Raw genomic sequence first — 17366 nt, 5'->3', positions numbered from 1 at the left:
ACCAGTCCGGAATTATGGCTTGCGTGTGTGTGGCCTATGTGATTGAAAACAAGAGCATTTTCAGGCCGAGGTAGGAGTTTCTGATCCTAAGATCAGGTTTACCAATGGCCTCAATGACATTTAATTCTGGACTGGCATCAAGTGGTTGGATTTGCATCGAACCTGGCCGCCGTTGTTGGTAAACCCGCTTACGGTTGGCAGCGGATTGGTCAACCCAAGACCCCAGGATTGGTAAACCAACGCCGCACCCCTATCGGCCAGGCCCAGCTCTCCCCACCGGTCACTCTTCCATACCCTCGCGAAACGAACTGCGGCCAATGGCTGACATACGGCCTCCTGAGGCTGCGTGGAGATCCAAGGTTTGGCTGTCACGACAGAGATAACTCCAGTTGCTACCCGGTGGTTTCCGTTCCGCCGCTAGGGACTAGCGCACGATGTCGAAGAAAGAGTTCGTCCCACTCAACCTGCTCGCCAAGTCGGCAGGAATCTCGCGGCAGGCAGTTTGGAAGGCCTGTCAGCGTGGCGACTGGCGAGGGCACGCCCTGGAGGTGCGCGTTGTTCAGGGTAAGGGTGGCAACGCGGGCAAGCATTATCTCGTCAATTTGGCTTCACTCCCACCCGAGTTGCAACTCCGGTTGAAGCCCATTGAAACGACGGTTCGAAAAGGTCCGAAGCCGATTGCATGCCGAGGCCGGCATGGCCGAGCCGATAAAGGCAAGAAACGCGTAGTCATCAGTCGGCAGTGGGATGCTTTGGTACCCTTCGACCCTAGCACAAAGGCCAAAATTGCAGAGGACCTAAAACAGGAAATCCGAGGGCTTTTGGCAGCCGGCGCAGCTTGGGGACACGTCAAGCTATTAGCCCGTAACTTCCTGGTAGAGACCACCCGGTCATGGGGGTTCCGCACCAGCGATTTTGCGAGTTTCGAGCAAGCTTGTTCGATCCCGTGGACGCTCGTTTCGCAAGAGCTGCATTACCGGAAGTCCACCAGTTCCGAACGAACCGCAAAGCCTACGAGGACAGCCGCCCGCGGCCGGCGCTCCATCGAAGGCATGCGCCCGATGGAATTGGTCGTCGGAGACGTGCACCCGATCGACATCCACCTGACGCGGGCTGAGGGCTCGATTTGTACAGCGAAGTTGATTGCGTTTCTCGATTGGGCGACCGGGCGCGTCTGGTGTGATCTGATCGCATTTAACAAGCGCGGCGGCGTCAACAATCGTGATGTGATCGAAGTCTTCGCGGCCATGGTGGAGCATCCTGCCTTCGGCCTGCCTGAAGCCCTCTACATCGATAACGGCAAGGAATATGGGTTCGCGACGTATACCTGGACGCCGCCGCGACACTGACCGTGCCCGGATTTCATGGGCCGGCTCGCACGGTGAGGGTTGTCAATGCTTGCCTTACAACGCCGCGGCGAAGCCAATCGAACGCTGGTTCGGGGACTTCGAGTCTCGCTATCTGAGCTCAGTACCGGGCTGGATTGCCGGCAACCGTATGAACAAGCGCCAGGAGGCGATCGGCCGGACGGTTGCGCCCTATGGCACCTTCGAAGACTTCGTTCCGGCGTTCTTCGGTCTCCTAAAGGCCTATCACAGCGTGCCCACGGGAAAGCAGAGCGGCCTCAAGGGACTTTCGCCCAACGCCATTTTTCAACAGCACGTTGCTGCAGGCTGGTCAGCGATCACTATGAGCCGCGATGAGGTCCGCGCATCCGTAGCGCGCCATGTCGAGCGCACTGTGATTCAAGGCGCGTTTCAGATCCGTGGGCGTCGGTGGTCCTGCGAAGAGCTGTGGCGGTATACGCATGATAAGGTTCTGGTCTGCGAGCCGGTCTATCATGCGCCGGCCGAGCTGCTTGTGCTGGACATGAAGGGCAACAGGCTCGGGATCGCCACCCCCGATGTTGCACTTCATCCGCTTGATCATCGGGGCGCCCAATGCACGGCAGCACGGGCGAGGGCGCATCGCAGCGCGATCGTGGAGATGGCTCGCTCGGTCCCGAAAATCGACGTTGCAGCTCGGCTGATAGCGCTTGGTCAGGATCAACCTGAAGTAACCCCCAACGAGCCGGCGGGCAAATTATCATTCGACCCGTCTCGGCGGCTGGCGCGGATCGTGATGCCGAAGAAGCCCTTGCTCTCCGAAGAGCGCCGACGCGAACAGGACGAGCGCATAGCCGCTCAGATGGATTTGGTGAAGAGGATCGTCGGATGACGATATTCGTTGAAACCCGGGCTGTGCTCACCGTGCGGGCCGCATTCGATACGGCAGTCAAGATGCGATATCCGGTGCTTGCGGTCGGCAAAGCGGGACTCGGAAAGACTGTAGCGCTCAACTCGATGGCCGCCGAAAGCGGAGCTGCCTATTGTGAGGTTGCGCAGCATACCAAGGCTATCAGGCCGATGTTCCTGATGCTGCACGACGCCTACGGCGTCCAAAAGGACAGCAAGCACACATACGATCTTGCGAAGGATTGCATGAACTTTTTGGGCTCCCGATACGGCCCGACGCGTCCGTTGCTCGTGGACGAATATCAGAACTTCACACCCACTGTTTTGCGGGAGCTGCTGCATCTTCAGGAGCGCTGCGGCTTCCCTTTACTGCTCGCCGGCAACACTCATCGATTAGCGGGCACGAGGCGCGATATCCACGCAATGGATCAGATAGAAAGCCGTATCGGCATGCGTTTCGAGATCGGGCAGCCGACGCGGGAGGACTGCATAAGGATCGGCGTCGAATACAACGTTGAGGGGGCCGACGGCTACGAGGCAATCGCCACCTACGGTGAAAACACCTCCCTTCGCGCGCTTTGCCACCTACTCCAGAACTGCGCTGCCGTTACCAACGGCGTTGGCAGCATTCGTCTTTCCCGGATCGAGACCACGCTCCGTGTCACGTCGTGCGGCAGCGACGCGCTCAAGCTTCTACACGAGCGCCGAAAAGACTTCGCACACGACGTCAGCGGCCCCACTTAATTCCGGACGACGACAGATAATTCCGGACATCACACTGGAATTGAGACTGCCGTGCCCTCAACCAGCTCGCTGAATTGCACTGCTCGCCTCTTTTTTCAAATTTTCAAGTCGGGATCGGCATATAGATTCAATCCGATCGATAAGATCCGAGACGCGCTCTGCGAGCCATTGGAGTGCCTCATTCGTGATCTCGAAATGTCGCGAGTACCGCGCTTTCACATAAGCCTCATTCAGAACGTTGAACCACGCGACGAAGCGCTGTTGGTCACGAGGCCATGCTTCGGCAAGTTCCTGGACCTGATCCTCGGCGAGGCTCCGAAGAAATTTCAAGTTGTGAGAGGCAGGGCTGTAGTTCGTCAGCACTAGCAACAATGCCGCGTACGCTTGCTCGATCGATTGATGAAGGAGAAACGCGCTCTCCTTAAGCCTTCCTCTGGCGGCGAAGAATTCCGCCCCCTCGGCGAACGTCCTAGCTTGCGGGAGTCGTTCCGTGTAGTAGTCCTCTGCCAGTCGGAAGGCCTCCGCGGGTCCCGAAGCGACGGGGTTCGTGAGGGGCTCTTCGTCGAGCTCATACAGGACGATCCCGTCACGACGAATATCTACGAAAAAATATCGCCCCTCTCTTAGTGCCGTGTTCACCTCCCGGCGCGAGTGGACGATGAAGCTGACGGGCGTATTGATCTCACGCATCAAACGGTCGGCTGCAGGCTGCCAATAGGTGGCGAAGTCCGTCAGCTTTCGATTGTTGACCACCACCAGCAGATCGAAATCGGAACGGTAGCCCTTCTTGGTATGCGGCTCGTCGACCCAACCGCCGCGGGCATAGGATCCAAAGAGTATGATCTTCAAAATGCGCCCGCGCTTCTTGAAATCGGCGGTTCCTCCTCTCACAGCGTCATCGAACTCCCCAAGCAGTAGCTCGACTGCCTTTTTGAGCTCACGCTGCTTCGGGGGAGGAAGGTGGTCGATGCTGGATTTCATGAACAATGATCTACCACCCATATGGCATGAATAGTCAAGGCCAAGCCTTCGTTGTCTAAATAGCCTCTTACGGCCGCGTCAAGCAACGTAAAAGTTGTTACAAAAATATAAACATACTATTCTAGAGGAAACGCGACATCACGAGAGAGTACAGGTCTGCAAGTTCCTGATTCGGGCAACAGCCGGCTCGGTGAGTTGCGGGACCGCTAAGAAATCCTGGTTGAGAGAGCGTCGTACCGTTTGCTGATTACGTTTGTTAGGCTCCCTTGCGCCGGATAGATCGGTATCAGGCAAGCCTGCAGTGCGTGGTACAAGTCGGTCTCGCGGACAAACAGCGGATGCGCCGGCTGCAATCCCTTATCCAGCTCCTCGAACCATCCGCCATTTTCGCGGTCTATACAGGCCTCGGCGATGGTGTTCCAGATGCGCCGGTATCATTCTTCATGGAAGGCGCTCGGGCGGTGCTCGACCAGGAAGGAGGCCGCGCCCGCGGCCTCGGCGATCGGCCACCAGTGCTTGAAACGGAATGCCGGCTTGTCGGCCCAGTCTAGCGTGGAGAAGAAGCCGCCCCTGGCTTTATCCCATCGCAATTCCACTGAGCGCCGGAACAGCGTCTCCGCAGCCTCCGACATCCAGTCCTGTTCTTGCCGGCCAGCACCCCCACTGCAGCAGCACCAACAGGCGAACGTTGACGTTATAGGTGGCGATCTTCAGGGCTTCATAGATCCGGCAGGAACTGATCGGCTCGGCCCCATCCCGCGAGGGCCTTCGATGCGGCGCGCTTCTTCAACTCGGGTACATCGCCGACATGGAAACGGGAGGGCGCATCGATTGTCTTCATCTCCGCCCAGGTGACTGGTGCCGCGACCGGGGCGCCTGGCCGCGACCGGGCGCTATAAGGCATGATCGCCGTTGCGCCGCGCTGGTTGCGCAGATAGTCGACGAAGATCCGTCCCTTCCGTTTGGCCTTCGACAACACGGCCGTGAAGTGGGCAGGGTCGCTCTGCGCGACCGCCTGTGCAAGCACTAAGGCGAAGGCTTTTACCTCAGGCCATTCAGCTCGCGGCGTGAGCGGCGCGATTACATGCACGCCCTTGCCGCCCGTCAGCATCGGGAAGGTGGTCAACCCAAGAGATTTCAGTATATCCCGGAACTGGAATGCGGCAGCGCGAACCGCCTCGAAATCCAATCCCTCGTCAGGGTCCAGGTCAAAGACAAGGCGGTCGGCCTTCTCGACGTCTTCGATGCGCGCTCCCCATCCATGGAACTCTATCGTTCCCATCTGGACACAGGTCACAAGCCCCTCGGCGTCGTCGACATAAAGATAGGGCTCCTCGTGACCATCCTTTTCGGTGATCCCGACGTGATGGACCTTGTCGCCGAAGCTCCCCGCGTCGTGCTTTTGAAAAAAACATTTCTTTGCACGGCCCTGCGGGCAGCGGACAAGGCTAATCGGCCTGCTGCCGGCCCAGGGAAGCATGATCGCGGCGACGTCGCGGTAATGATCGGCAAGCTGACCCTTGGTGATGTTGGATTCAGGGTAGATCACGCGGTCGCGATTGCTAATCGCGATTGCCGGCGGCGGCAGTGTCGCTGTGCGGTGTTCCGTCTCGAGCACGACCGCTTCCGGTTTCTTGTCCTCGCGCAGGCCGAGATAGCTTGGATGACGCAGTGTTCCTTCGTTGGTCATCTCGGTGAAGGCGATCTCGGCGACAAGCATGGGACGCAGCCAGTGCGCGCCGCGAACCTCCGCGCGCGGCGCTTCGACCGTGGCGGCCTTCTGCTCGAGTGGCGCCATGGTCTTCATCAGCCGGACCATCTCGGAAGTATCGAAACCGGTCCCGACCTTGCCGGCATAGCGCAGCTTTCCGCCATCATGGACCCCAAGGATCAGCGATCGAAACGCGCGATCCTTGTCTGACGGGGTCCAGCCGACGAGCACGAATTCCTGACGTTTGATGCACTTGATCTTCAGCCAGCTTCCATCGCGGGCGCCAACATAGTCCGAATCCGCCAGCTTCGAGATAACCCCCTCGAGGCCGGCGCCGCAGAAGCGGTTCAGCAATTCTTCCCCCCGGCCCTGGATATGATCGGAGTAGCGAAGGATGGGGCTCTTCGTCGGGAGGATTGTCTCCAGTTTCTCCTTACGCTCCAGCAGCGGCAGCCTCGTCAGGTCTTCCCCGTCGAGTTGGAGCAGGTCGAAGGCATAAAAATCGATGCTCGCGGGAGCAGCCTTCAACGCGTTCTGCAGCGCCTGAAAACTGGATCGTCCCTCGGTGTCGATGACGACGGCCTCTCCGTCGATGAGGGCGGAGCGAACGTTAAGTGTGCGTGCCTCGGAGAGGATCGAGGGAAAGCGGTCCGACCAGTCCAGACCGGAGCGCGTATAGGCGCGCGCCTCGCCGCCGCCCACAGCGACAAGAATACGGTAGCCATCATATTTCATTTCGTGGATCCAGCGGTCGCCGGGAGGAACCGTGTCCACCAGTTTTGCGAGCTGGACCGGCCGGAATGCGGGCGGCGCGAGTTTGGCTGCGCCGTCGGACGCCGGCTCCGCAAGGGGAGATGAAGATCCTTTGACTGAGGGCCGACGCAAAGCTGACTTGCTCACTTGAGTTGACCCTGTTCAGACCGAACTGTGCAATGCATCATTTCCAACACCCAGCTATATCTTCGTTTCTCCGCGCCGTCGTTGAGCATGTCGCGATCGTTGCCGACCGCGTAATCAGGTCTTCGGCCTGCTCTCCTGATACTTGCGCGCGAAATAATCGCCCTCGCAGCCTTCACCGCCGGAGACCTGCCGACGGTCTGCGGCGCCGCGCTTCGAATTTGTTGTCTGCTATTATCGTCTCCCCTGTTCCACAGGCGCGCCGTCACGACGTTCCACTTGTAACGCTCTGGGATGGCTTGCGATCCTGAGCCGGGCAAGAATTCGGCGTTTCACCTTCTCGCGTCGTGACGTTGATGTTGTTGATGTGAAGGTCTGGGATATAGGTGTCGGGGCTACGCAGCCTCGTGGGCGGCAACTCGGTGAATCCCTGATTATTTGAAGTGTCCGGAACTGCGCAGCTTCGCCAGCAGGGTCATTGCGGTTCCGCGGTACTCAGCGCGCACATGCTCGCTCAACGGATACGATTCCCAAGCAGCCAGTTCGGCGACGAAATGAGAAGCGTCACCATTTACTGACGCGCATCTGAGGCGGCCACCCTTCTCGAGCACGACTATCGCCGCATCCGCTTCACCGTACCCTATTGCGGCCATCCGCTGAATGTTGGCGTCCCCATCGATGCGGACGTCGAACAAGACAGATCCCGCCGTTTTATCCGCAGCATCGGCCACCCTGTCGGAAAACGGTCGCTGTAAGCCATCGCTATCGGCGATCGATTGCTCAAACAGGACCATTTCAACGTGTCCAGCCACCATGCTGGCGACTAGTGCGCGGTCCGCTAAAATTGGCAATGGCCACGGCTGAACATCCGCATACCGCAGTCATCTTAGAATCACAGTATGGCCACGAGACGCGCGACAGCGTGCATCCTCCCCTATCGAATAGACGACGTGAACCTGGGATCAGGCTGAGGGGGATGCGTCCGGTCTGAGATCGTGGCGAGCACGAACAACGCGACAGCGAAAGCGAGAGGCGTCAGCAGAAGAGCGGCGCAAATCGGGTTGATCTTCCACATGCGATGACAATCTGCGCTGCGATTTAAACAAACCCGAACAAACATCGTTAACGCGGCCGAATCGAGCCGCGCAAGGATCAACTATGATTTCATGCTGTTACGGCGACCCCCGGCGCGGCGCTAGCGCGCCGCAGTGATTCGCAGCTCATCGATCCAGCCATTCAACAGGGCTGTGGTGTTGCGAACCGCTGCCTATCCCAGACGCTAGGTTTTTTTGCCCTCCTTCGTCATCGCCTTGCTCGTCACCATCCGGCGGCCTTCGCCTCGGCCTCGCTACAGAACCAGCGCTATTGCCTAGCCAGAGCGCCAGCCCGTGACAGGTGCGCGCAGCCGTACCCAGCGGCCAGCGCTGCTCATACTTCTGCATTGCTTCATTAGGCCAAGCCTTCCAGCCCGTGTAGGCAGGACGCCACTCGACTGCCGCGGTAGGATCGATTTCAATCCAGTCCAGTCTCATCGCGACATAGACGCGCTTACGTATCGCGACCAGCAGGAGCTTGGCCTTGCGTGGTGTCGCGATGAAGTGCCCTAGAAGCTCTTCACGTGGCCGCGCCGCAAGTTCTTAACGGGCACGTCGCGCCATGTCAGCGGATGGTCCGGGACCACCCGCAACGCCAGAAATTCCTCGATCAGGCGGCTGTTCTTGAATCTCGTGCTGTCATCATGAGCGAGCCACTTCACCGATGCCTTCAATCTCCTTTCGGCTGCTCCGAACGTCCCTGGCAAGGCAAGCACCCGGCGTTGTGACAACCGGCGCTTTTCGTATCTTGCGACCCTCGACAGCAGCCCGATAGGCTTCCTTGAAACCTCTCTCGTTCGGGGCAGGCAGCGGCACCAGGCGCCCATTGGCGCGGTAGCGCCAGCGCGTCTTCCCATGACGATCCTTATAGGAGGACACACCTGGGTATTCGTCTTTAAGACGCTGTTCCATGGCAGAACCAGGCTATTACCCTCGATGATTCCCTTTCAAGAGAAAGTCGACGATATTGTCGTCATCGTCGCCGGGCAGATCCGCGAACGCAGCCTCCAGTTTAAGACGATCCCAGATCACACGAGTGTCGATTTTCTTTGGCTTTGGCATCCGCCCGTCCAAGACCATCTGGTCGAACTTTGTTACGCCTACGCCGACGTAGCGGGCAGCTTCATCCCGCGACAGGCCACGTGGGGGGTAGGAGAGGGTGTCGCTCTTCATCACCTTGATCCGCTAATCAGCTGTCCGAACGCGTGGCACTTTCTGTGAACGCGTTCGAAATAGCAGGCGCCCCACCAAGGGGAAAGCCCGATGTCCAGCTTTTGATTGCAGAAGGGCTACCCTGGCGTGCAAATAGGACGCTCCAGCCGCCTTTGAGCGATAATCGCAGCCCCTGGTCCATCGAGAACAATGTCTTGCCCGTAACGTAAATTGAAAGCAGGCCGGTGGCATATGGCCCTGCGTCAGTTTAATATATTAGTCCTGTCTAAGATTAGCCGGAGACCCTGAAAATGCAGCAGGCGAAACAAAGCCTGGTGACAGGCGGCGCAGGTTTCCTGGGCTCATTTTTGTGCGAGCGGCTCCTTGCTGAGGGCCATCAGGTAGTTTGCGCAGATAACTTCTTCACAGGAAGCCGCAGAAACGTCTCTCATCTCCTCGATGACCGATCGTTCGAGATTATTCGTCATGACGTGACGTTTCCACTCTACGTAGAAGTTGACGAAATATACAATCTCGCCTGTCCGGCGAGCCCCGTCCACTATCAGTCCGACCCCGTCCAGACGACGAAGACCAGCGTTCATGGCGCGATCAATATGCTCGGACTGGCCAAGCGGGTTCGCGCACAGATTCTGCAGGCGTCCACCTCCGAAGTCTACGGCGACCCTGAAGTTCATCCGCAATTGGAAGACTATTGGGGCAGAGTGAACCCGATTGGCCCTCGTTCCTGCTATGACGAAGGCAAGCGATGTGCCGAGACTCTGTTTTTCGACTATTGGCGACAGCACAAGCTGAAGATCAAGGTAGCCCGTATTTTCAATACCTACGGTCCAAGGATGCGTCCCGACGACGGTCGTGTCGTTTCCAATTTCATCGTGCAGGCGCTGCAAAACAAGCCGATAACGGTCTACGGCACTGGCCAGCAGACGCGTTCATTCTGCTACGTCGAGGACCTCATCGACGGTCTGGTACGTCTTATGCAGACTGCCGACGACATCACCGGTCCTGTCAATCTCGGCAACCCGGCGGAATTCACGATGCTCGAGCTCGCAAATCTGGTGATCGAACTTACCGGAAGCCGATCGAAGATCAGATTTTCGCCTCTACCCGTCGACGATCCAAAGCAGCGGCAGCCCGATATCCGATATGCTTCCCGCGAACTCAAATGGAAGCCAAGAACTGCATTGCGTGCTGGCCTTGCCAAGACCATTGCGTATTTCGAGGACGTGGTTTCATCTGGGCACATTCGGCCCGCCGCAGCCGAATGAAGACGGTCCTGGTCACTGGCGGGGCCGGCTATATCGGGTCGCACTGCTGCAAGGCATTTGCGGAATCTGGATGGTCGGTTGTTGCCTTTGACAACCTTTCGCGCGGCTGGCGCGACGCGGTGAAATGGGGACCGTTGATCGAGGCGGATATTTCCGACGCCGCGGCTGTGGGGGTCGCCCTGCACCAGTATCGGCCGGACGCTGTGGCGCATTTCGCTGCCTACGCTTACGTTGGCGAGTCAGTCGAGCGGCCGGAGCTTTACTACCGAAACAACAGTTTCGGCACGTTGGTCCTGCTCGAGGAAATGCTGAAGGCCGGCCTGGACAAGCTGATCTTTTCGAGCACCTGCGCAACTTACGGGATTCCGACGCGGTCTCCGATAGACGAAACGCATCGGCAGTCGCCCATCAATCCCTACGGCTGGTCCAAATTCATCATAGAGAGAATGGTCGAGGATATCTCGCTTGCTCGTGGCCTCAATGCGGTCGTGCTTCGGTATTTCAATGCGGCCGGATGCGACCCCGACGGCGAAATCGGCGAAAAGCATGAACCGGAAACACATGTCATCCCGCTGGCCATAGAGGCGGCAGTGAGGCCAGGCCGCACCTTCGTCATCAACGGAGCCGATTTCGATACCCGCGACGGAACCGCCGTGCGGGACTACGTCCACGTTGTCGATCTCGCGCGCGCCCACGTCCTGGCAGGGGAGAAGCTTCTCCGGGACAAGGGCGTCCACGTCTACAACCTCGGAACCGGAGCCGGTACAACGGTGGCCGAACTGGTCGACGCCGTCAGACGGACTTCGGGGATACCGCTTCCGGTGGCTTACGGGCCGCGCAGGCCAGGCGACCCGCCAGCGCTTGTTGCCGCGGCCGGCAAGGCCGAGCGGGAACTCGGTTGGGTGCCCGAACAATCGGGCATCGACAGGATCGTCGAGACAGCACTGGCTTGGTATCGCAGCCGATTGGAAAAAATATAGCGGATGTGGGCTACCGCGCGGTCAGCAAGCGATCAAGTGCGCCAGCAACCGCGCCGAGCGAAAAGTTTCCCTCTATCCGCTTTCGCGCCGCCTGTCCGAGGCGCTCTCGCATAATCGGATCGTCGTTAAGTTTCTTCAGCGCCTGTGCAATGGCCGCCGGCTCGTCCCTTGGAACAATGAGGCCGCCGGATGCCTCGCCGTTTGCCAAGATGTCGGGTAGGCCCTGTGCGTCGGTGGCAACGATCGGAAGGCCGCAGGCCATCGCCTCCAACGGCGCAACGGGCATACCTTCGGTGCGGGACGCTATGACATAGGCATCCGCCGCCGAAAGCCAACGCCGTATCAAAGCCCGGTCCGTGGTGTAGTCGCAAAGCCATCTCGCATTGGGTAGAGCGGCCTCGCTCAACAGCCTGGCAAAAACGTCTCGGTCCTGCCCCGAGCCTATGATAACCAGTTCTGACGAAGCATCGCCCGAAAAGAGGGACCATGCGTTCAGGAGCACATCGAGCCCCTTCCGGCGAACGTCGATGCGTCCGTGGTTGACAACGATGAAATTCCCGCTCGCCAAACCGAGATCTTGCCGCGCCTGCCGACGCTCGATTGCTATCCACTCTCCGCAATCGATGGGGTTGGGGATATTTGCGATGTTGAGCGCCATGTGCGGGTAAGCTTTGGCGAGGCGTTCACGCTCCGCTGCCGATGCGACGATCAGGCCGCTGCAGGCACGGAGAGAAGCCTGCCTGGCGATCGCCTCTATCCAGGAGAGCGTCCGGTCGCCGCCCTGGAACGTTGCATAGAGCGGAATGCGGTTACGGACTGCCAGCCAGGCAAGCGCATCGAACCGCGTATATTCATATTCCTGAACGAGAATTGCATCACATTGCGATCGGGCGAGCACCTTCCGGAATGCCGGGAGCGGCGTCGCGGACCAGCGCCGCAGACTGTGACCCGCTGCGGAGTGACCTTCACGCGCGCGCGCGCCGGGAACGACCCAGATCGGCGCGCCCGTGCCGGCATGGTAGTGGCATTCTATCTGCGAGGCATGCTCGGAAGCGCACACAATGACCGGCCTGTGGCCGGCCAGTTGCAGGGCGGAGACGTAACCGAACAGCCAGCCGCCGGTCATCTGTTCGACGAAATCCTTAAGCCGCAATCCTATCGGATCGAGGAATTCCTCCAGGACGTCGCCCCATGGAAAGAGGGCGATGACGAGGGAAGCGCGGCGGCCCATCAAATGCCCCAAAATTCATTTACGCCAGGAAAAAGCCGTCTCCGTGCCGCGTGTCGAGCGGTGGTGCAGCACGTAGCCGACAGCCGTGATCGGCGCCGCAAGAGCGTAAAGTATCTTGCGGCGACGGCGTCCCAGACGAGAAAATGCGACGTCGTGAAAGAGTGCCGTCACTGGGTTGATAAATGTGGCGCGGCGTTCCGGCGCACGGTCGAAGAGCGCTGCGAGTTCGGGATCCCAATAGCCGCGACGAACGTGACCCCATTCCTGCATCAGTTCGCTTTCATGCGGGCAATAGGGCTTCATGAAGCGGAAATAAGGGTAATGCCACTCCGCATGTGGCGTCGAGACAAGAACATACCCGCCTGGGCGCACGACCCTCAAGGCCTCTTGTGCGGCACTACGGTCATCCTCGATGTGTTCAAGCACGTCGAAGAGCGTCGCCACGTCGAAACTGTCATTCGCGAAGGGGAGGTCACAGGCATCGCCGCAGACGAAGGTCGACCTCGCCCAATCTGGCTGGTAGTTGCCCAACTCGGGATCGAGATCGAGGTTAACGACTTCAGCGTTCGGATAGAGGATACTTGCCATCCCGCTGCGCCCGCCTCCAATTTCCAGTATCCGGCCGGGCCCGTCGATCGCCGCGGGCGCGACGCGATGAATTGCGCGCATCTTCTCACGGTAGAAAAGGCCGTCCGTCAGAGCGTTTGGAAAGGGATTTCGAGACAGGAATTGTCCGAGCGGCGCCTTGCGGATCATCGATTTTCTTCCTCAACCAATTTGATGTTCGCCGTTTTCGCCAGCCGAAACGGACGAGGAATTGAAGACCAGCCAGCCAGCCTTCGACTTCTGCCGCGAGGATACTGGTCCTGCCGGGGGGGCCTTCGAAAAGCGCCTTGACGAATGTTCTCAAGAAATATGCGGGCAGCTGCTTCCAGATGCGATCGATGTTTCCGCGATTGCCAAAATTGTCATATTGCGTGACAAGAGCTGCGACGTGGCCCTTCATGTAGGCTCTTATTTGCCGTCGGAAGCCCGGCCAATCGCGGCGATGATGATGGAAGACAACGGCGCGAGGTTCATACAGGCAAGTCCCTCCTGCGGCCAGCAGCCGGTACCATAGCTCCGAATCTTCGGAACATCCGGCAGCACCGGCGCCGAGGCGCTCGTCGAACGAGCCTACCCGATCGAAGGCCGATCGCCGGAAGGCCATGTTGGCCCCGGCGCCGATTTTCCAAACATGCGCTCCGCTTGGCCGGGTCTCTTCGAAGAAGCGGTGGTCGAAGAGAAGCGGCACGAAGGTGGACCCAAAACCGCCCATGTCGAACTGGAAACGGCGTTGGGCGATCGTATCGAGCCGCGCTGGCAGCACCAGGCCGGTCAGGGCCTCGACGTCCCTTTCTTCAAAGGCGCGTGCGATTTCGGCAGTCCAGCCAGCATGAACCTCGACGTCGTCGTCCGTGAACGCGATGATGTCTTGACGGCTTTCCCGGATGCCGGCGGATCGGGCAACACTCAATCCGGGCCGCGGCTCATGAACGTAACGGATCTCAGGAAAGCCGACACATACCAGCCGAGCGTTGCCGTCGCGGGAGTTATCAACGACGATGACTTCGCCCGGGGCGCTGCGTTGCCTTGCAACGCTTTGAAGGCACTCCGCCAGGGCGGGGCCGCGGTCGCGCGTGCAAATTACGACTGAGATGTGCCGGGCCGACGCGGAAGACGCAGTTGCAAGTTCATCAAGGCGGCCGACAAGGTCCTTGGCCTCGAGCGCCGCCGTCAAACAGAGAGCGGACTTTGGCGATCCTTCATAGGTCGCCCGCAAGGGGGCGCCCAGCGAGGTGCTGCGGGCGGCCAATTGTGCTGCCGAAAACTCCGCCGCGAACTGCCGCAGACTTGCCTCGCTGTAGGGCAATTCGTCAGGCAAGGACGCTCGCATTCCCAGCGGCAAGTCCTTCCACCAGAAGATCGATAGCGAAGGGGTATCTCCCACATCGGCGTCCGCACAGGCGGAGCCGAGATCGATTTGCCTGACACGGAAGGCCTCGCCATTCACCGGTTTTGCTCCCGGATTCTCTGCACGCGGATACGTGAGCGATCATATTCGCCTGCCAGGCCGCAGATTCCACCCCACAACTCTGCAATGCCGAAACGAAAATCACGACCTTGAAGCTTGCGCGCGGCCCGTGCCAGCGCTTTCAGCCGATCGAAAAACCACCAGCAAACCATGGCACGGTGACGTGCCCTGAGCTCTCCGTCGGTCCGACGGCTTTTGACAAGAAAGGCCATCATACCAAGTCCCCATGTCCAATATTGCCGTCTCAATTGGTCGATCGTCTCGCGATGCTCGTGGTAAACGGCATACTCCGGTTCATAGATCATGGCCCTGCCCGAACGCAGCACGCGATAGAAAATGTCGAGATCGCCACCGCCAGGCAGCGGTGCTCCGGTATCGAGGGCTTCGTCGAAACCGCCCAGCGATACGAGCAGCGTGCGGTCGAAAGCCATGTTGCAGCCGGCGCCGAGAATACCAGACCCTACCGGGTGCAGCGCATTGTCGAAACGGGTGTTGTGGAATTCATTGCGCCTGAAGCCGCGGCCAAATCCGCCCCTTCGTTCGAAAAAGATCTGCGCCTCGGTGTCCAGGCGAAGCGGCAGCACCAAACCCGTAAAGCCGCCGGCACCGGGATTGTCCCGGCAGGCTTTGGCAAGCCCGTCAAGCCAGTTGCGGTCGACGACCACGTCATCGTCAAGATAGGCAATCAGGCCACCGGTGCCCGAGTGAAGAGCCGCGTTTCGTGCAAAATCAAGCCCGGGCCTCGGTTCGAACACGTAACGAACGTCCTCGAAGCGCTCGACTGCTTCGCGTGTGGCTGAATCCACAGACGCATTGTCCACCACGACGACTTCGACGCTCGGAAAAGCGGTTGTGCGTCGGATGCTTTCGAGCGAACCCAGCAACCTCGAAAGACGTTCGGCGCGGTCTTTCGTACATATCGCGATGGAGAGGCTCGGCAGGGGCAATTGCCCAACCGGTCTTCGGCGCAGTAATTCCTGATCCATCTTCGCGACCAGGATGCGATCGGCGAAACGTTCATCGGCAATGGATTTCAGTCGCTCCGCCGACAGCATCGCGGCGGAGGCGAGCGCGATCATCTCAAAGCCGACAAGCCGGCCCTGCCAGCGGGCAATGAGACCAACGCCCTCGTGCTCTGGCGCAAGCTCAATCGGGGCCAGCGGACTTGACAGTTCGATGTCGACAATCTTGTAGCCCATCGCCTTAGTTCGCACCCATGGCAACACGACCGTTTTGAAACTCGTGAAGTTTTGAAAAATGGCCCGCTCGCTTCAGAAGTTGATCCGGCGAACCAATCTCGACCACCCGTCCCTTGGACATCACGATGATCTGGTCAGCGGCCTGGACGGTGGACAGGCGATGCGCAATGACAACCACGGTGCGATCGTGCGAGTATTGCTCGAGGGCGATCTGGAACGCCTGTTCCGTCTCGCCGTCGAGCGCATTCGTGGCTTCGTCCAAAAGGAGAATGTCGGGATTGCGAAGTATGGTCCGGGCCAGCGCGATCCGCTGCCTCTGGCCCCCTGACACGCGCATTCCCTGGTCGCCGATCTGCGTCTCGTAGCCCTCCGGAAGCGAGCGGATGAAATCGTCAGCCTTCGCAATGCGGGCCGCTTGGCGCAGTTCGTGCTCACCGGCGTCGAAATCGCCGTAAGCGATGTTGGCCGCGATGGTGTCGTTGAACAGGTATACCTCCTGGGACATCAGCGACAGCCGCTTGCGCCAACTGCGCAACTCGAAACCTAAGAGCGGGATACCGTCGGCAAGGACTTCCCCCGACGTCGGGTCCATGAAGCGAAAGAGCAGGGCCATGACGGTCGACTTGCCGGCACCCGACTCGCCAACGATTGCCGTGGTCTTGCCGGCGGGGATACTGAAAGACACATCCTTCAGCGCCAAAGGCTGATCGGGCGCATACCGAAAGCAGACATCGCGAAATTCGACGGCCGTCTTGAGTGCAGGCGCCGGCAGATAGCCTTGGCTGAGAAACGGCGTTTGCGTTGTGCGCAGGAACTCGTCCACATCGTCAATCGCGCCCGCAAGCCCGTCCAGCGCAATCTTCGACTGCAGCAATTCCCGTGTGGGCCCCTGGAGACGATAAAGCAGCGACAGGAAAGCGGCGAGAGCCGCGATTCCTATGCTTGCGGATTCGGCAATGAGAACCAGTGCACCGATCAGGATCGTGATCGAGATCTCCGAGACAGGCCCGGGGGTCGCCCAAAGCATGTCGAGCCTCAACAGACGACGCCTTACCCTGTCCGATGTATGAACGAACCGGTCATGCTCGTAGGATTCCTGTGCGAAGGCACGGATCAATTGCAATGAATTGATGCTTTCCCACATCCTGAGGCCGAACTGCTTGTTTTCCTCGACGACGGCCTTGCCGGTCTCGTCAGCGCGCCGCGTGGCCAGACGAATGGCCATTGCTCCGAAAAGCAGGAAAATCATCGAAAAAAAGGTCAATCGGACTGAGATCAATAGCATCAAGAGAACGAAGACGCCGAAGGTACAAAGGCAGACCATCAACCGGTAGGCCAGGCTCAGGCCTTGGCTGACCTTCCAGGTATTGTTGGCAATCGTCGTGATGATGTCCGTTCGTCTGTTCTCGACACGGTAGTCGATGCACGAACTTATCGTCTGATCGAAAACCCTGGATCGCAACCGGTGCGCGACGAGGCCGTCGATGTATCTGGTTACCCAGGTGTTGGCGAGATGGACCGCATTTTTTAGGACGATGCTGACGCAAAGCGCTCCGACCAGGAAGGCGGTTAGGTAATGATGCGGGATGGGCGACAGGAGCCTGTCAAAGACGGGCTGCCATCTGCCGGGCTGTGGCGGCGAGGCTCCCAGGCTCTGCAGCAGCGGAATGAACAGAACGAGACCCGTACCTTCCAGAACCGCTGCGACCAGTCCAAGCCCCACCACGGTCGGCCCAGCCCAGGCTGGCGCCGCCGCCAGGCGAAAGAGCCGCCGCAATCGCAC

15 protein-coding genes and 1 pseudogene are annotated in these 17366 nt (G+C 59.3%); 5 read left to right on the top strand and 11 right to left on the bottom strand.

Going from position 1 to position 17366, the window contains the following annotated elements:
* The first annotated feature begins 434 nt into the window (after positions 1-434).
* The 3 genes from FJ954_RS24590 to FJ954_RS24580 are packed head-to-tail and all read left to right on the top strand — an operon-like array spanning position 435 to position 2978.
* A complete protein-coding gene (locus FJ954_RS24590) occupies positions 435-1349 on the top strand; it encodes a hypothetical protein (protein ID WP_140663773.1) in 915 nt (304 codons plus the stop codon).
* Positions 1350-1398: 49 nt separating this feature from the next.
* Entirely contained in the window at positions 1399-2217 is an 819-nt protein-coding gene (locus tag FJ954_RS24585) for a hypothetical protein (protein ID WP_140663771.1), read from the top strand.
* Positions 2214-2978: an AAA family ATPase gene (locus FJ954_RS24580; protein WP_140663769.1), complete on the top strand. Its 765-nt coding sequence runs from the start codon at positions 2214-2216 to the stop codon at positions 2976-2978. The genes FJ954_RS24585 and FJ954_RS24580 overlap by 4 nt, the downstream gene beginning before the upstream one ends.
* A gap of 57 nt (positions 2979-3035) precedes the next feature.
* Here the strand turns inward: FJ954_RS24580 and FJ954_RS24575 are convergent, their stop codons facing one another.
* The 6 genes and pseudogenes from FJ954_RS24575 to FJ954_RS24545 all read right to left on the bottom strand — a co-directional run bounded on the left by FJ954_RS24575 (position 3036) and on the right by FJ954_RS24545 (position 8834).
* Positions 3036-3959, bottom strand: coding sequence for a nucleotidyltransferase and HEPN domain-containing protein (locus tag FJ954_RS24575; RefSeq protein ID WP_140663767.1), 924 nt, complete (start codon positions 3957-3959; stop codon positions 3036-3038).
* Between the two features lie 206 nt (positions 3960-4165).
* Positions 4166-4612: pseudogene (locus tag FJ954_RS24570) on the bottom strand (AGE family epimerase/isomerase); the annotation flags it as partial.
* A gap of 65 nt (positions 4613-4677) precedes the next feature.
* Positions 4678-6570 (bottom strand): DNA ligase D, encoded by a 1893-nt coding sequence (ligD, locus tag FJ954_RS24565; protein ID WP_246671868.1) that lies wholly within the window; start codon positions 6568-6570, stop codon positions 4678-4680.
* Between the two features lie 431 nt (positions 6571-7001).
* Positions 7002-7361 (bottom strand): hypothetical protein, encoded by a 360-nt coding sequence (locus FJ954_RS24555; RefSeq protein ID WP_224720460.1) that lies wholly within the window; start codon positions 7359-7361, stop codon positions 7002-7004.
* An 809-nt stretch (positions 7362-8170) separates the two neighbouring features.
* Positions 8171-8335: a hypothetical protein gene (locus tag FJ954_RS32140; protein WP_224720459.1), complete on the bottom strand. Its 165-nt coding sequence runs from the start codon at positions 8333-8335 to the stop codon at positions 8171-8173.
* 253 nt (positions 8336-8588) lie between these two features.
* Entirely contained in the window at positions 8589-8834 is a 246-nt protein-coding gene (locus FJ954_RS24545) for a hypothetical protein (RefSeq protein ID WP_140663761.1), read from the bottom strand.
* 290 nt (positions 8835-9124) lie between these two features.
* On the opposite strand from FJ954_RS24545, the gene FJ954_RS24540 reads away from it, so the two are divergent.
* Positions 9125-10099 (top strand): UDP-glucuronic acid decarboxylase family protein, encoded by a 975-nt coding sequence (locus tag FJ954_RS24540; RefSeq protein ID WP_140663759.1) that lies wholly within the window; start codon positions 9125-9127, stop codon positions 10097-10099.
* Positions 10096-11079 carry a UDP-glucose 4-epimerase GalE gene (gene galE / locus FJ954_RS24535; protein WP_140663758.1) on the top strand — a complete coding sequence of 328 codons (984 nt, stop codon included), beginning with the start codon at positions 10096-10098 and terminating at the stop codon, positions 11077-11079. Before FJ954_RS24540 ends, galE begins: the two co-directional genes overlap by 4 nt.
* Before the next feature lie 10 nt (positions 11080-11089).
* On the opposite strand, the gene FJ954_RS24530 is transcribed toward galE, so the two are convergent.
* The 5 genes from FJ954_RS24530 to FJ954_RS24510 all read right to left on the bottom strand — a co-directional run bounded on the left by FJ954_RS24530 (position 11090) and on the right by FJ954_RS24510 (position 17366).
* Positions 11090-12205 carry a glycosyltransferase family 4 protein gene (locus FJ954_RS24530; protein ID WP_246681143.1) on the bottom strand — a complete coding sequence of 372 codons (1116 nt, stop codon included), beginning with the start codon at positions 12203-12205 and terminating at the stop codon, positions 11090-11092.
* Between the two features lie 120 nt (positions 12206-12325).
* On the bottom strand, positions 12326-13066 hold the full coding sequence (locus FJ954_RS24525; protein ID WP_140663754.1) for a class I SAM-dependent methyltransferase: 741 nt from the start codon (positions 13064-13066) through the stop codon (positions 12326-12328).
* Positions 12984-14363: a glycosyltransferase gene (locus tag FJ954_RS24520; protein WP_140663752.1), complete on the bottom strand. Its 1380-nt coding sequence runs from the start codon at positions 14361-14363 to the stop codon at positions 12984-12986. Before FJ954_RS24520 ends, FJ954_RS24525 begins: the two co-directional genes overlap by 83 nt.
* Entirely contained in the window at positions 14360-15583 is a 1224-nt protein-coding gene (locus FJ954_RS24515; RefSeq protein WP_140663750.1) for a glycosyltransferase, read from the bottom strand. Before FJ954_RS24515 ends, FJ954_RS24520 begins: the two co-directional genes overlap by 4 nt.
* Before the next feature lie 4 nt (positions 15584-15587).
* A complete protein-coding gene (locus tag FJ954_RS24510) occupies positions 15588-17366 on the bottom strand; it encodes an ABC transporter ATP-binding protein (RefSeq protein WP_246681149.1) in 1779 nt (592 codons plus the stop codon).

The organism is Mesorhizobium sp. B2-3-15, from assembly GCF_006442875.1.
Lineage (GTDB): Bacteria > Pseudomonadota > Alphaproteobacteria > Rhizobiales > Rhizobiaceae > Mesorhizobium > Mesorhizobium australicum.
Note: the sequence above shows the minus strand (reverse complement) of the source record. Positions and strands in the feature narration are given on the sequence as shown.